The organism is Flagellimonas amoyensis, assembly GCF_003058265.1.
GTDB classification, from domain to species: Bacteria; Bacteroidota; Bacteroidia; order Flavobacteriales; family Flavobacteriaceae; genus Flagellimonas; species Flagellimonas amoyensis.
Genome location: NZ_QBUK01000002.1, coordinates 223,451 through 238,195, shown reverse-complemented (window position 1 = coordinate 238,195; position 14,745 = coordinate 223,451). Strand labels below are relative to the sequence as shown.

At 47.4% G+C, this 14,745-nt stretch carries 12 protein-coding genes; 1 reads left to right on the top strand and 11 read right to left on the bottom strand.

Annotated elements, in window-relative coordinates; translation table 11 throughout:
* Positions 1 to 19 precede the first annotated feature (19 nt).
* From DB398_RS03610 to DB398_RS03560, 11 genes are all read right to left on the bottom strand, one after another.
* The gene (locus tag DB398_RS03610; RefSeq protein WP_199913344.1) at positions 20 to 325 is read right to left on the bottom strand and encodes a GNAT family N-acetyltransferase; all 306 of its coding nucleotides are present in this window, start codon (positions 323 to 325) and stop codon (positions 20 to 22) included.
* A 16-nt stretch (positions 326 to 341) separates the two neighbouring features.
* Positions 342 to 548 (bottom strand): (4Fe-4S)-binding protein, encoded by a 207-nt coding sequence (locus DB398_RS03605; protein WP_108423039.1) that lies wholly within the window; start codon positions 546 to 548, stop codon positions 342 to 344.
* A 67-nt stretch (positions 549 to 615) separates the two neighbouring features.
* A complete protein-coding gene (locus DB398_RS03600) occupies positions 616 to 1,197 on the bottom strand; it encodes a superoxide dismutase family protein (protein WP_108423038.1) in 582 nt (193 codons plus the stop codon).
* Between the two features lie 76 nt (positions 1,198 to 1,273).
* Positions 1,274 to 1,966, bottom strand: a complete 693-nt coding sequence (locus DB398_RS03595; protein WP_108423037.1) for a DUF2490 domain-containing protein — start codon at positions 1,964 to 1,966, stop codon at positions 1,274 to 1,276.
* A complete protein-coding gene (locus DB398_RS03590; protein ID WP_108423036.1) occupies positions 1,963 to 3,885 on the bottom strand; it encodes a S9 family peptidase in 1,923 nt (640 codons plus the stop codon). Before DB398_RS03590 ends, DB398_RS03595 begins: the two co-directional genes overlap by 4 nt.
* Before the next feature lie 170 nt (positions 3,886 to 4,055).
* The gene (locus tag DB398_RS03585; protein WP_234416027.1) at positions 4,056 to 5,477 is read right to left on the bottom strand and encodes an amidohydrolase family protein; all 1,422 of its coding nucleotides are present in this window, start codon (positions 5,475 to 5,477) and stop codon (positions 4,056 to 4,058) included.
* 8 nt (positions 5,478 to 5,485) lie between these two features.
* Positions 5,486 to 6,055 (bottom strand): YdeI/OmpD-associated family protein, encoded by a 570-nt coding sequence (locus DB398_RS03580; protein WP_108423034.1) that lies wholly within the window; start codon positions 6,053 to 6,055, stop codon positions 5,486 to 5,488.
* A 1-nt stretch (position 6,056) separates the two neighbouring features.
* Entirely contained in the window at positions 6,057 to 7,670 is a 1,614-nt protein-coding gene (locus DB398_RS03575; RefSeq protein WP_108423033.1) for a M1 family metallopeptidase, read from the bottom strand.
* Between the two features lie 42 nt (positions 7,671 to 7,712).
* The gene (locus tag DB398_RS03570) at positions 7,713 to 9,044 is read right to left on the bottom strand and encodes a M28 family metallopeptidase (RefSeq protein WP_108423032.1); all 1,332 of its coding nucleotides are present in this window, start codon (positions 9,042 to 9,044) and stop codon (positions 7,713 to 7,715) included.
* Between the two features lie 39 nt (positions 9,045 to 9,083).
* Positions 9,084 to 10,607: a nuclear transport factor 2 family protein gene (locus DB398_RS03565; protein WP_108423031.1), complete on the bottom strand. Its 1,524-nt coding sequence runs from the start codon at positions 10,605 to 10,607 to the stop codon at positions 9,084 to 9,086.
* Complete coding sequence (locus DB398_RS03560) at positions 10,604 to 12,814, bottom strand: bifunctional alpha,alpha-trehalose-phosphate synthase (UDP-forming)/trehalose-phosphatase (RefSeq protein WP_108423030.1); 2,211 nt, start codon at positions 12,812 to 12,814, stop codon at positions 10,604 to 10,606. The genes DB398_RS03565 and DB398_RS03560 overlap by 4 nt, the downstream gene beginning before the upstream one ends.
* A gap of 103 nt (positions 12,815 to 12,917) precedes the next feature.
* On the opposite strand from DB398_RS03560, the gene DB398_RS03555 reads away from it, so the two are divergent.
* Positions 12,918 to 14,717: a glycoside hydrolase family 15 protein gene (locus tag DB398_RS03555; protein ID WP_108423029.1), complete on the top strand. Its 1,800-nt coding sequence runs from the start codon at positions 12,918 to 12,920 to the stop codon at positions 14,715 to 14,717.
* Positions 14,718 to 14,745 lie beyond the last annotated feature (28 nt).

Below are 14,745 nucleotides of genomic sequence, written 5' to 3'. Positions count from 1 at the left end.
AAAGTCGGTTAAGATTTGATTATCCAATATTGATTCCTTTCATGACCAGCACTTTCCACTCCGGATGTCGTTGGAGGTACTTGGCCACAAAGGGGCATAGGGGGATCAGGGTCCAGTCCTGTTCCTTGATATGCTCCAAGGTCTGTTTGATCAGTTCGGAGCCAATGCCTTGCCCTTCATAACCTACGGGAACTTCGGTATGGGTAAGGTATATCTTTTCCTGCGCCTTGATGTATTCGATTTTTGCAATGTCGCCATTGTCCAGTTCAAACTGGAACCGTTTGGCGGCCTCGTTGTCCACAAGTTGGTGTTTTTTTTCCATCATGTTTTTGTTGGGGTATTTAATGGTAGCTCAATGCTCCTGATGGGCATTTTGAGATTTGGTGTTTCAGTTCGTCGGTAGTGGCGTTTTCAACTTTTATCCAAGGTTTCTCTTTGGGATTGTAGACCTTTGGGAGCATTTTCACGCATATGCCCGCATGTTGACAAAGTTCTGGCTTCCACACCACCGATATTTCCCCATTGGGGTATTCTTTTATAGTCTCCATATATCATTTTGTTTATGGGAAGAAAAAAAGAGCTGCTCCAAAGCAGCTCTTTTTACCCTATCGTTGATTATTGGATGATGCCGGTACAGGAAACTCTGGCCCCTGCATCACCGCTGGGCTGTGAAGTATAATCATCCACACCTTGGTGTACAATTACGGCCTTGCCCAAAATGTTCTTGTTTTCATCATCGCAGCCGATGCACCATTCGCCAGTGGCAAAATCCACTGTGGCGTTGCCTTCCGCATCTGCCACAAAATTGCCGATGTCGCCTTTATGATAGCCTTCTTCCGCTCCCCACTTGCCATGGGGCTGAAAGGTAGGGTTCCAGTGCCCACCGGTAGATGTTCCATCAGCGGAGGAACAGTCTGCCTTTTCGTGAAGGTGTATGGCGTGTTCGCCTTCCGATAGGCCACTGAATGTTGCCTTCATGACCACTTGTCCATTGTCCTCGGTAAAAGTGACCTCACCTGCCACATTGCTGTCGTTCTTTGGTTCCATTTCAAAGGATATCTTTGTGGGCTCCACGACCTCTATCACCTCTTCTACAACCTCTTCCGAGGTGGTTTCTTCGGCATCCTTTTTAGCTTGTTTACAACTAAAGGACATGGTCAAAATAAGTCCCAGTGTTATTGCTTGTAATTTTTTCATTGTAAGAATTTTTAGGTTTTAGACTAAGTTACTCATTATTTAGGGAGGTGTCAACCCTTTTGGCGATTGTATTTTGTCAGTGTTTCTTTTTAGCGAACAGTCCTCTTAGGTCGGGGTTGTAGAAAACGGCGACCTGCAAGCGGTCATATACCGCATTGGGAAACTGGTTGCGCATGTACCCCAACTGAACACTGCTGTTCTCCGTAACATTCACACCTACCGCTGCATAAAGTCGATTTTGACCAAAGAGATCGTCCTGAAGGTTGATGAACAATTCATCATAAAAGTTCAGGTAGAAGGTATTGGTGAGAGGCAGGGTCATCTGTAAGCGATAACGGGCCCTATGTTGTGTGTCCGTGGCATCGCCAAAATCCAAAAAACGTTGTTCCAAACGGTAGCGGTGTTCAAAAAGAAATTCCCAGACATTATTCCTTAGAATAAACTGTTCAAATATCCGGTGCTCTATACTGTTGATCTCTCCGGGCACTTCCCCAAAGGAGTTGTCGGTATCAATATAACCATAACCCAAAGTGGCTATGGCATTGGGGGCGATATGGTAGTTCAGCCCTGTCCGCAAGAGCAATTGGTTAAAATTGCTGGTGGTCTCGTAATACCTGAATTGTGCCTCGGTATGGATGCTGAAATTCTCGGAAACCTTGTTGGTGCCAAAGTACATGTACCACGCTCCCCATTCATCTTCCCCAGGCTGTTGGGCATTTGAAACCATCGACACAAACAATAAGAATAGGGGCACTATTTTTTTGATCATAAACTTCCATCTTTAATGGGCGCACCTTGTTCTTCTTTTTTTAGGTACACATCCAAGAATTCCAATATTTTGCTGTAAGCTTCTATTTGGTTCTCTTTTTTCACAAATCCATGCCCTTCGTCCTCAAAGAGCACATACTCCACGGGCACACCATTTTTGCGGACCCCGGCCACTATTTCATCGGATTCGACCTGAAGTACCCTTGGGTCTTGGGAACCTTGGAGCACAATGAGCGGCTTGGTCACCTTGTCCGTGTGGAAAAGCGGTGAAATCTGCTTCAGGCGAACGGAATCCGCACTATAGGGATCTCCCAACTCCTTGTAGAGGGCATCTTTGAAGGATTCCCACCAAGGCGGAATGCTTTTTAGGGTCCTCATCCAGTTGGTCACCCCGAAAAGGTTCACCCCCACATCAAATTCTTCCGGCGCATAGGTGAGGGCGGCCATGGTCATGTAACCGCCATAAGACCCGCCAATAATTCCGATTTTCTCCCCATCGATGCCGGGCTGTTGGGCCAGCCAATTTTTGCCCTCCACACAATCCTTGAGATCTTTGTCGCCATGGTTGAGGTCGTCCATTTGGTAGAACGTTTTCCCATACCCACTGCTTCCCCGGTTGTTCACGGCCAATACGGCATAGCCGTGGTTCACCAAATATTGGATAAAGGCACTGAAGTTTTGGCGCGATTGCCCGCCCGGACCACCGTGTACCCATACCAAGGCAGGCACAGGGTTTTCTTCGGAAGCTTGATAGGGTTTGTAATAGATGGCCGGAATTTCCACCCCATCGAAGGATTTGTATCGGATCACCTCTGCTTTGACTAGGTCTTGACCCTGTATTTCAGGATTGAGGACATCCGTAAGCTGTTTCTGTTCCTTGGTCTCCAAGTTATACACGTATAGGTTGGAGGGAGTGTGCGAGCCGCCTGCATAGAAACGCATCATCTTCTCATCATCTGAAAAGTCCACACTGGTCACTTCCATGTTCTCAATTTTGGGAAGTTCTATGTTTTTTCCCGTGGCCACTTCCATCACTTCGATGGTGTTCTTGGCATCCTCGTTGATGTAGGTCACCTGATAAGTGCCATTATCGGTAAAGCCCATTCCTACAATGTCCCAATCCCGTGCCATGGCCTTTTCATAGGTGCCATCGTCCAATTTGTACTTCATCAAATAGGAAAATTCACTGCCATTATCGGTGGTGTAGTAGAAAGCGCTGCCATCGGGCGAGAAATCCTGTCCGCTGTTGCCACTCTGGTTTTTGTTGATCTTGATGAGTTCCTTGGTTTCCAGATTGTACAGGAACAGGTCACTGTCGTTGGTGTTGATGGATTTGCTGAGTGCCACATATTTTTCGTCAGGGGAAATCACATTGATGTCATATCCAGCATCGTTTTGATAGATCAGGGTAGGGGTCATGGTCTCCAAATCCATTTCATACAGGTCCATGAATCGATTGTCCCTTTTGTTGGAGGCATAGAAAAAGGAAGCATCGTCAGTTGCCCAATCGTAGAACAATGACCGTGCGCCTTCATCCGGTGTAAGGTCCTTATGGCTGCCATCCGTCTCCCGCATGTAGATGTGGTAGATTTCATCGCCATTGTTGTCCATTCTGAACAACATGCGCTCATCTTTTGGAAAATAGGAAATGGAAAACACGGACGAACTATCGGATTGCGTCACGGGCAGCATATCCCCACCCGATGCCGGAACGGTGTACATGTTGTAGATGCCGGAACGGTTGCTCGAAATCAGCAATTTACTGTTGTCAGGGGAGAAACTTCCTCCACCAATGGCTTCATTGTCCATCATCTGGGCAATGGTGTAGGTCTGCATGGTTTCCGCTATGGACGGCTCTTTTTTCTCTTCCTTGCAGGCCCAGACCAGAGACACAAGGGCAATGATTGTTAATTTTTTCATTTTGCTTCAGTTGATTTTGTTGAAAAATGGAAAACTGACCTGAAAATATCAGTACAGGGGAGCGTGGTTCTCATTTTACACGTTGTTTAGTTTTTCTAAAGATACCAAAAACAGTATTAAGGTATGTTTGTGCGCAACAGGATTCTGATGGATGCCCTTCGGAACAAAAGTTATTCTAGGGTAGCACTGTCCAGAAGCTGTTGTAGCTCTTCTTTGGAAAATACTTGGATCCCCTTGATCACGGAATACAGTTTTTGGGTCTGGGTGATATCTTCCAACGGATTTCCTTCCAGAATGACGAGATCGGATACCTTCCCTTCGGAAATGTCGCCATAGTCTTCAGTCTGTCTCAAAAATTGGGCTCCATGGTAGGCGGATGTGCGCAAGGCATCCAATGGCGAAATACCGTTGGCCACCATGGCTTCCAGTTCCTTGTGCAGTGAAATTCCTGGATAGACATAGGAGTTGAAGGCACCACAATCAGAGCCTGCGAGCAAGGACACACCGGCCGTATCGAGGGATTTGGCCAATTTTCCGAAAAAGGTATCCAATTGTTTGCGGCTTTCCCGTGCTTCCTCGGAGGCATTCAGGGCGCTTCTGATCCTTCCTTCGTAGGTTTTGACGAGACCTTTGCCCATGTATTTCAAGTAAGGGTCGCTGGAATGGTCCACTTCATCCAAATAACTCAAGGTCTTTCCAATATGGAGGGTGGGCACGACAAAAACATCGTTCTCCTTCAATTGGGTAAAGGTATGTTGTGCAATACTGTCCGTGTAGCCGTCCATAAGGGCGGGCATGGCACCCCAAAAGCCCATTTCCCCGGTCTTCATTTTTTCGGTGACCTCTACCTCGTTGCTGGCGCATCCCTTCATGATGTAGTACAGGTGCTCTATACCATCCATCCCTGCTTCGATGGTCTCACCCAGGGTTACGGTAAAGGGCATGTGTCCCGATACGACCAGACCTCTTTCTTCGGCCCCTGCTATGGATTTGAGATAGCTTTCCGCAGAAATCCTGCTGTCGTAGAGCTTTACAAAATCCACTTGCAATTTTTCCAAGGAATCCAGGGCATTTTGTACATCCTCATCGGATTGGACCTCCAGCGATCCTGCCCAAGTGGAATTGGGTCCATCAATTTTGGGGCCGGCGGTGAAAATGGTAGGGCCTATCAGTTTTTCTTCAGCAATCTGCGATTTCCAATCCATAACGGAAGGGGTAAGGTCGCCTCCGGCATCACGGACCGTGGTCACCCCATTCGCGATAAAGAGTTTTAAGAAGTTCTTGTTGTTGGCAATCAGTGAATCACCACCCCTCAAATGGATATGGTTGTCCCAAAAACCGGGCAAGACATATTTTCCTGTAGCATCGATGGTGAAATCTGCTTCAAACGGCTGTTCGCTTTTTGCCGTTTTGATGGCCTTGATCTTGCCATTCATAATGTAAATGTCCTGCAGTTCTACTTTTCCTGTTTCCAAATGGATGACATTGGCATTGGTGATGGCCAGGTCCACTTTTTCCTTGGTCTTGGTCTGGCAGGCGGTCACAAAGAGGATCAAAAGTGCAAGGCCATATGGTGTGAGGTTGGTTTTCATGGTATTCATTAGTTTCTGTACTTGATGTTCTTTGCGGAGAGTTCCACGATTTCTTGGATTCGTTTTTCCCGTGTTTCTTCCCGCTTGGCCTGGTTCAACCAATAGAGGTAGCTTTTTTGTTGGCCAGGGGTAAAGCCTTGGAAGTTATTGAGGGCTGTCTTGTTTTTGTTCAATGCTTTTTGAAGGTCCTGCGGGACCACACCGTTCTCCACATCGTCCAGCTCCGTCCAAGAACCATTCTCCTTGGCCAGTTCAATGGCTTCCAGACCACTCCTGTGCAGCAACCCATCGGCTTCCAGTTCCTTGATGTGGTCCTTGTTCACTTTGCTCCACGTGCTTTTGGGCTTTCTGGGGCAGAAGTACTGTCTTCTTCTCCCGTCGCCAAGGCTCTTCACGGTGCTGTCTATCCAGCCATAGCAAAGCGCCACCCTCACGGCCTCTTCCCAGCGCATACTTTCCTTATGGTGGTCCACTTTATAGAAGATAAGATAGACCCCGGTATAGGTGGAATGGTTTTCGTGTAGCCATTCGCGCCATTCGGCATCATTTTTAAAGTAATGTTCAGGGTGTTTTTCCAAATCAGACTTTTTGGGTCTCTATATAAAAATTTTTATCAAACTTGAGCTCTGTGATGTCCATGGCTTCCGTTTTCCATTCTGAACTCGGGAACAGCCATTTTTCGTTGCCATCGACAAAAACACGGACGGGCATATCAAAATCTTCCACCACATCCACATACCGGTACTTGATGGTACCATCTTCCAACTGATATTCCAATTTGGGAATCATGGTGGTGCGCAGGTATTGGTTGAAAAATGCGGAAAGGTCTTTGCCCGTTTTTTTGCTGATGTAGTCCTCAATCTGTCCTGTGGTCACCGTTTGATGGTAGAAATCTTTGTTCAGCCCTCGGAGTACCTGTCTCCATTGTTCATCATCTTCCAACAGTTGGCGCAAGGTGTGCAGGATATTGGCCCCTTTGTAGTACATGTCGCCAGAACCTCCTCGGTTCACGCCATAAGGGCCTATGATCGGTCTGTCATTTTGAATATTGGCCCGTGTTCCCACAACATATGCTGCGGAAGCTTTTTTTCCAAAATGATAGTCTAGGTAAAGGTTTTCGGAATAGGCGGTGAAACCTTCGTGTACCCACATATCGGCAATGTCCTTGTAGGTGATGTTGTTGGCAAACCATTCATGGCCCGCTTCGTGGATGATGATAAAGTCAAATTTGAGCCCCCAACCCGTGCCGGACAGGTCCCTGCCCAAATATCCGTTTCCGTATTGGTTGCCATAGGTCACGGAGCTTTGGTGTTCCATGCCCAAGTAGGGTACCTCTACCAGTTTGAAACCATCCTCATAAAAAGGGTAGGGGCCAAACCAATGTTCAAAGGCCCTGAGCATCATCGGGGCTTGGGCAAACTGTATCTTGGCTTTTTCCAGATTCTCGGGAAGCACATAATAGTCCACGTCCAAAGTGCCATTTTCACCTTCATATTTTTCACCAAAATGCACATAGTTGCCAATGTTCACGTTCACTCCATAATTGTTGATGGGATTGGCCACAAACCAGTGGTAGGTTTTTTGATTGCCCACTTCGTCCACTTTTTCCAGTTTTCCGTTGGATACGTCCATCAGGTCTTTGGGAACGGTCACACTGATGCGCATGCTGTCCACTTCGTCATACATATGATCCTTGTTGGGCCACCAGACACTGGCTCCCAGTCCTTGGCAGGAAGTTGCCACGAAGGGATGGCCATTGGCGTCCTGTTTCCATGAAAAACCACCGTCCCATGGGGCCCTCACCGCTTCTCTGGGATGGCCCGAATATTCGATTTTAAGCTCATTGAATTCGCCAGGCACCTGCTTTTTCTTTAATTGGATGAAGTGTGCATTCTCCTCAGAGGTGAATTTCAATTTTTTTCCATCTTGGGTGATGGTACTTATCTGCATGGGTTCCTGAAGGTCTATCTGGAGCACCTTCGCACTTTCCAACACCTTATAGCGAACAATGTTATGCCCCGAAATGAACTTTTCTGCCGGGTCGACCTTGACGTTCAAGTGGTAATAGTTCAGGTCCCACCACTCGCGTTCGGGGGTTATGCTCCCCCTTAGGGTGTCCTGTCGGGTGAAATTCTGGGCGGATACCATGCCCATACTCAATAGACATGTTGCTAAAATAAAATAGTGTTTCATGTGTGGTTTTTACGTCTTTTAGTTGGTGTTCAAAGTGATGTTCTACCTAAAGATCTTATTGGGGAAAACCACGGGACTTTCATGTCCATCCTTCCCAATGGCGGCTACCCCGAAGAAGAAATTGTCAATGACGATGCCTTCCAGTGTATGCTCGGTCACATCTCCCACATACCTGTAGTTGTCCCAAGTAGGGGAAGTGGTGTCCCTCCAATAGATTTTATATCCAACGGCCCCGTCCACCTTGCTCCATCTCAATTTGGCGTTGGGCTCCACGATCCCACCGATTTCCACAGTTTCAGGCGCTGGAGGGCCCCAAGCGATGGATGCCAGGTTGATTGCGTTCACAGCGGTGAGCTTTTTGGCATAATCAAAATTCACATGTTCCAATACATCGCCATAGGCGATGCCATCTTCCATACGGATATCTTGATGTTGTTGGGTATAGTTTTCATGGGCCTCCATGATGCGGATGCCCGCAAACCCGGCATCGTTGAAGGGCCTGTGGTGTCCCCCGCGACCAAAACGGTCCAATCGATAGATCATCATGGGATTCATTTCAGGCATATAGGTCTTTGTGGTCTGGTACACATAGCGGGCCAATTGGCGGGAAATCCCATCCACTTCGCCACCATAGAACCGTCTGGCATTTCTTTGCTGCTCGGTTTCTGTGGGTGGTACGGGTTCGGAGAAAATCCGGAAATCCGTATTGCTGACCACACCATCAACACCCGTGATGTTGCCGATCATGTCGTTGTTCAGGATGCCGACAATGTCCCATCCCTTTTCCTTGGCATGGGCTGCCAATCCTTTTCCGCCGTAAAGACCCTGCTCTTCACCGGATAGGCCAACATAGATGATGCTGCTTTCAAACTGGTATTTGGAAAGGACGCGTGCCGCTTCAATGGTGCCTGCCATTCCACTGGCATTGTCGTTGGCCCCGGGAGATTCCGAAGTGAAATCGGCAGGATCACTGACCCGGGAATCAATATCCCCACTCATGATGATGTATCGGTTCGGGTATTTTGTACCTCTTTGAATGGCCACCACATTTACCACCCATACATCGTGGACAATCCGGGCATTGTCACCCTTTTTGACAAGGTCTTTTTGGTAGAACACTTCCAAACAGTTGTTGCAGTTGGAGGAAATCCGATCAAATTCCGATTTTATCCACCGTCTGGCAGCTCCAATACCCCGGGTCTGGGAAATGGTATCGCTCAGGGTGTGCCTTGTGCCAAAATTGGCCAAAGTGGTCACGTCTTTTTCAATTCGCTCCGCCGACACTGAATTGATGATGTCATAGATCCGAAGGTCGGTTTGGGCAAAACTTAAGGCTGAAAAGAGGAAGAGCAATGTAGTGTAGATAGGCTTCATGGTGTAGCGGTTGATTTTAAATTGGGAAACTATAAAAAATTATTGGATGAAGGTGACTTTTGAGATTTTTCCATTTTCCACTTCGTAGATGGCCACGGCAGACTCCTTGGTTCCATTGGCGGTCACGGACTCTTCGTCGATCACCTTGTTGCCGATTACGATCCGGTTCTTGATGGCGCAATGGAGATCGGGAGTGTTTTCAAACAAAGTCCTATACTGGGCGGTCATTGGTTTCTTTCCCTCGTACAGCAACTTATCCGGGTGCATGTACAATTTGACGTTGTCTGAATAGGTGTCCATGAACGCATCGATATCCTTGGCGTTATAGGCATCCAATTGTTCTTGGACTATGGTTTCCGCATCTGCAGTGGGCTGGTCCGGAAAAATAAAGGTCATGGAGGCGATGAGACCATTCTTCACCTCGTACAGCGCCACTTGGTGTCCTTTTCTACCGTCCACCAAGGTGGTTTCCTCGTCTATCACCTTATTGCCGATGACAATACGCTTGACCACTTCCACACTGGATTTGTCGGTGTTGGCGAAAAATCGTTCGTAACTCTCCGTCATTTTGGTTTTCCCCAAGTACATGGTCTCTTTGGGAAACCGCTGTACCAGGACATTATCGGAATAGCAAGAGATGAAACCTTCCAAATCTTCCTTGTTGAAGGCTTCCACTTGTCTTTGAACGACCATGGCCGGAGATTCGTCAGCAACAAAGGTCAATCGGTTTTTGGATTGGTTTACGGCAATACGACTGATATTGTTGATTTCCTCTTGTTGAAATGTCAGGATGGGCTCCCATTCCAACCCGGAATTGGTATCCATGACCAGTAATGTTTTTCCGACTCCCGTGATGATGGTATTCTGGTCCAGCCAGCACATGTCCTCTTGGTTCCGATAGGTGTCCGTGATTTTTTTGGATATGCCCGTTTCTGGTTCCAATGACTTGATTTCCCATGTTTTGTTGGCCTTTGTGATAAAGCTCACCAATTGGGTTCCAGGGATGTTGTGCAATGAACGTCCCACATTTCGTTGTACGGTTCGAGTGGTGTTTTTTTCTAAATCGATGACCACTAGGTCCATGCGATTTTCCACCAAGACCGTGGCCACAAGGATATGTTCATTGAACCAGACATGGTACCCAATCTTTAGATTGGTGATCGGGGTGGAGTCGCCCGTTTTCAAATCGTATTCATACAAACGTTGCAGCCCGTCCAAATCCAGGCGGATGGCAGAGATGGCATTTTTGCCAGGAATCCTTAAGGGGGAATATTCGCTTCCGGTCGGGGTGTTGGTCAGCCAAGAAGTGGTGCTGCCCAAGTTGATGTTGAACCGGAGTATGTCCGTTTGTCCTTCCCTTGTGGATGAGAACAGTACGGTATCATCATCCCAAAAGGAGGGTTGGTTGTCATACCCTTCATTGTTGGAAATGTTCTTTGGGTTGGACAATACTGGGGTCCCGTTTTTCAGGGTCAGGTCAAAAAGATAGACTTCCGTGTTGGCCTGGGCATTGACCAAGGCATATGTTAGAATGAAGACCGGAATGAAAAGTCTTTGGATCATGGTTGTACAAACCGTTTTAAAAGTTCCCTTACTTTTTTGGTGCTCTCCACATGGTACTTGGCCTGGGTCTTTTTCAGCCCCACTTTCACCGTGACGGCAGAATCTGGGAGCTCTTGGAACATGAACTCGTCGGTCCAGTCATCCCCAATGGCGAACACAAAATCATAGTTGTCCTCGCCCATCATACGGACGGCCGCCCTTCCCTTGTTCACATTACTGCTCTTCACTTCCATGACCTTGTTGCCATTGAGCACGCTAATATCGTCATTGCCGATGAGACTTCTAAGCACGGTATTCAGTTCTGTGGCCCTTTTTTCACCAAAATCAGGATCCGTGTTCCGGTAATGCCAAGCCAAGGAATAGTTTTTTTCCTCAATGAACGAACCGGGGGTCCTGTCCACAAACGATTCCAGAACAGGGCGTATTTTTTCCATCCAGTCGCCCTTCACTTGTTCCAACATCCTGAAATCTTCTCCATTCTTGGAAATCCAGACCCCATGTTCCACGATCATATTGTAGTGCCTGGGAAGGAACCATTTGCCAAAAGTCTGTTTGTCCCTGCCACTGATCAGAAACAAAGTGGTGTTCTCCTGTTCGTGCAACTGGTCCAGTAGCTGGTAGAGTTCTTCATCTGGGGAGGCTTTTTGGGGGTCTTTGTGGAAATCGGCCAAGGTGCCGTCATAATCCAGGAACAAGAGCCTTTTTTGGGCCTTGGAATACCGGTCGGTGATCCTGGTCAGGATTTCCTTGGACATTTTTTCCGAGACAAAGGCCCGTCCCAAATCCCGTTTTTCGTTCAGGGCGTTCATGAATTCATTGGCCCAGACTTCCACGTTGTAGCGTTCCAATCGGTTTTGGAGAAAAGTGTTACGGTTCACTTGCTCTTCTTCGGGCATATTGATGGCCTGTTTCAAGGTGTCGGCCTGTTCCTCAAAATTATTGGGGTTGATGAGGAGGGCCTCGTTCATTTCGTAAGCCGACCCGGCCATTTCGCTCAAGATCAGCACTCCGGTCCTGTCCGTTCGCGTGGCAATATATTCCTTGGCCACAAGGTTCATCCCATCCCGAAGAGGGGTCAACCAGGCAATATCGCTGGTAGTGTACAGGTCGATAAGGTTTTCAAAGGGCAATGAGCGGTAGAAATACCAAATCGGTGTCCAATTGACCGTGGAAAGTTCCCCGTTGATCCTTCCCACCAGTTCATCTATTTCTTTTTTCAGCAATTGATATTGGGGCACATTGGACCTGGAGGGTACGGCTAGGATGATCAAGCGTACCTTTTCTTGGTATTCAGGGTATTTCTTCAAAAAATATTCAAAGGCATTCAGCCGCTTGGCAATTCCCTTGCTATAATCCAATCGGTCTATGGAGAGAATGAGTTTGGTGTCCGGGGCAGAGGCCTTATGGCTGTCCAATCGCAGTTGGAAATCACTTCTGTCCTTGCTGCCTTTCTCGCTATGGGACTTTGCGGCATCATAGAATTTTTTATAATCGATGCCCATGGGAAAGGAGTCCACTTTGATGGACCTGTTGTCCATATAGATCTCGTTGAAACTCACTTCCAATCCCAACAATCTTCTTACGGAACTCAAGAAATGCCTTTCGTAGTCATAGGTATGGAAACCGATGAGGTCGGAGCCCAGCAATCCTTCCAAAATTTCTTCCCGCCATGGCAGTGTCCTAAAAATTTCAAAGGAAGGGAAGGGAATGTGCAAAAAGAAACCGATGGACGTTTCGGGGCGTTTCTCCCGGACCATTTGTGGTACCAGCATCAGTTGGTAGTCGTGCACCCAAATGGTGTCGTCTTCATTCGATTTTTCGATGATGGCATCGGCAAATTTTTGGTTGACAGATCGGTAGGTTTCCCAAAAATCGAGTTCAAATTCGGAATACTCCAAGAAATAATGGAACAGGGGCCATATGGTACGGTTGCTGAACCCAAAGTAGAACCCGTCTATTTCTTTGGAGTTGAGCTTTACTTTGGCGCAGCCATTTTCTTTAAGGGCCTTATCGATTTTGTCCTCCAGTTCGGGTGGGGTCTCCTCGTCCGTGAGTCCGGACCAACCTATCCATAGGCTCTCACTTCCGCTGTGGACAGATTTCATCCCTGTGGCCAGCCCCCCAACGCTTGGAATGGCATTGATGGAGCCATTGCTGATTTGCAATTGAACGGGTAGCCGATTTGAGATTATGATAGTTTTGCCCATAAAAGGATGGTTTTTGAAAGGTTTTAAAATTAAGTTTCTTTAAATTTCGGGAAATTCGACCGCAAAAACAATTCACACGAAACCTTTTCAGAATAATTGATGTATGGATAACTTAAATTATGGAATTATTGGTAACTGTAGAAGTGCGGCCTTGATATCCAAAACAGGTTCCCTGGATTGGTGCTGCCTGCCGGAGTTCGATTCCACTTCGGTCTTCGCAAAATTACTGGATGAGGAAAAAGGAGGAAGTTTTGAAATAGAGCCCTTGGGCAATTACGAAATACACCAACAGTACCATAGGGATACCGCCATATTGGTCACCCGCTACGCAAATGGGCCAGATGTTTTTGAAGTGATGGACTTTATGCCCCGCTACCACAAAAAGGACGGTAAATACCATGCCCCACCAGAAATCATCCGATATATCAACTATGTTTCCGGTAAGCCCAAAATGCGGGTCATCTATGATCCTAAGCTGGAATATGCCATGGGGGAAACCACCCACTACATCAAAGAGGATTTTGTGGCAAGCCTCACCCATCAGGAAAAATATGATACTTTGTTCCTATATAGTTCCTTCGAAAAGGAAAGTGTTCTCAATGGTGAGGAGCTGGTCTTGGAAGAAGATGGGTATTTTTTGGTCTGTTACAATGAGAAGATATTGAAACCCACCACCGTGAAAATAGCCTTGGAACTGGAGCGTACCAAAGTGTATTGGTTGGATTGGGCGCACAAAGCCCCAAGCTATGACAAGTTCAACGCCGAGATTATACGAAGCGCCATCACTTTGAAGATGCTCACCTACGACAAGACGGGGGCGGTATTGGCCGCTGCCACCACATCGCTGCCCGAGACCATTGGCGAGGTGCGGAACTGGGACTATCGGTTTTGCTGGATCCGGGATGCTTCCATGGTGATCAAGGTGGTATCTGAACTGGGACACAAGAATTCTGCGAAGCGCTATCTGCAATTCATCATAGACCTGATGCCGGACAAGGACGAAAAGCTCCAGATCATGTATGGCATCAACAAGGAAAAGAAACTGACGGAGAAGTCCCTGGACCATTTGGCGGGATACAAGGGCTCCAAACCCGTGCGTGTGGGCAATGCGGCCTACAAGCAGAAGCAGAACGACATCTACGGCATTTTGATGGATGTAATCTATGAGCAACTGATGAAGTTCAGCAACGATATTGAAAATGGGGAAGAGCTTTGGAGCATCACCAAGGGTATCGTCTGGATCGTGGGCAAACACTGGAAGGAACCGGACAAGGGTATTTGGGAGTTCCGTGGTGAGGATAGGCATTTTACCTTTTCCAAGGTGTTGTGCTGGGTGGCCTTGGACAGGGCCATAAAGGTGGCCAAAATGTTCGGAAAGACCCGGAAAATTGAAAAATGGACCGCTCTGGAGCAAGAAATCAAGGAGGATATCCACAAAAATGCGTGGAACAGTGACATCAATGCCTTTGTGCAGTCGTATGGGTCGAGGCATTTGGATGCTTCGGTGCTGCTGATGGAATCCTATGGTTTTATCCATGCAAGAGATTCCAAATTTGTGAGCACCGTTAGGGCCATAGAGGAAGGTCTCAGCAACGATGGTCTGTTGTACCGCTACAAGAATGAAGATGATTTTGGGCTCCCTTCGTCATCGTTCACCATTTGTACGTTCTGGTTCATCAACAGCCTGTTCAAAATTGGGGAAGAGGAAAAGGCACTTGAGCATTTCGAACGTTTGCTCAGTTACAGCAACCACTTGGGGCTGTTCAGTGAGGACATCGATTTCAAGACCAAGCGATTGTTGGGCAACTTTCCACAGGCTTATTCCCATTTGGCCTTGATTGAGTGCGCCATCAACTTCTCAAAGAAAGAGAGCGAGGAACGCATTCTGGAATCCTTGGGATAAAAAAAACGCCCCTAAAAAGGGGCGTCCA

What these genes read in the sequence shown, in the direction of transcription:
- DB398_RS03555 (WP_108423029.1), top strand. Translation starts at nt 12,918, where the DNA reads ATGGATAACTTAAATTATGGAATTATTGGTAACTGTAGAAGTGCGGCC.
- DB398_RS03600 (WP_108423038.1), bottom strand. Translation starts at nt 1,197, where the DNA reads ATGAAAAAATTACAAGCAATAACACTGGGACTTATTTTGACCATGTCC.
- DB398_RS03605 (WP_108423039.1), bottom strand. Translation starts at nt 548, where the DNA reads ATGGAGACTATAAAAGAATACCCCAATGGGGAAATATCGGTGGTGTGG.
- DB398_RS03585 (WP_234416027.1), bottom strand. Translation starts at nt 5,477, where the DNA reads ATGAAAACCAACCTCACACCATATGGCCTTGCACTTTTGATCCTCTTT.
- DB398_RS03575 (WP_108423033.1), bottom strand. Translation starts at nt 7,670, where the DNA reads ATGAAACACTATTTTATTTTAGCAACATGTCTATTGAGTATGGGCATG.
- DB398_RS03570 (WP_108423032.1), bottom strand. Translation starts at nt 9,044, where the DNA reads ATGAAGCCTATCTACACTACATTGCTCTTCCTCTTTTCAGCCTTAAGT.
- DB398_RS03560 (WP_108423030.1), bottom strand. Translation starts at nt 12,814, where the DNA reads ATGGGCAAAACTATCATAATCTCAAATCGGCTACCCGTTCAATTGCAA.
- DB398_RS03610 (WP_199913344.1), bottom strand. Translation starts at nt 325, where the DNA reads ATGATGGAAAAAAAACACCAACTTGTGGACAACGAGGCCGCCAAACGG.
- DB398_RS03595 (WP_108423037.1), bottom strand. Translation starts at nt 1,966, where the DNA reads ATGATCAAAAAAATAGTGCCCCTATTCTTATTGTTTGTGTCGATGGTT.
- DB398_RS03565 (WP_108423031.1), bottom strand. Translation starts at nt 10,607, where the DNA reads ATGATCCAAAGACTTTTCATTCCGGTCTTCATTCTAACATATGCCTTG.
- DB398_RS03590 (WP_108423036.1), bottom strand. Translation starts at nt 3,885, where the DNA reads ATGAAAAAATTAACAATCATTGCCCTTGTGTCTCTGGTCTGGGCCTGC.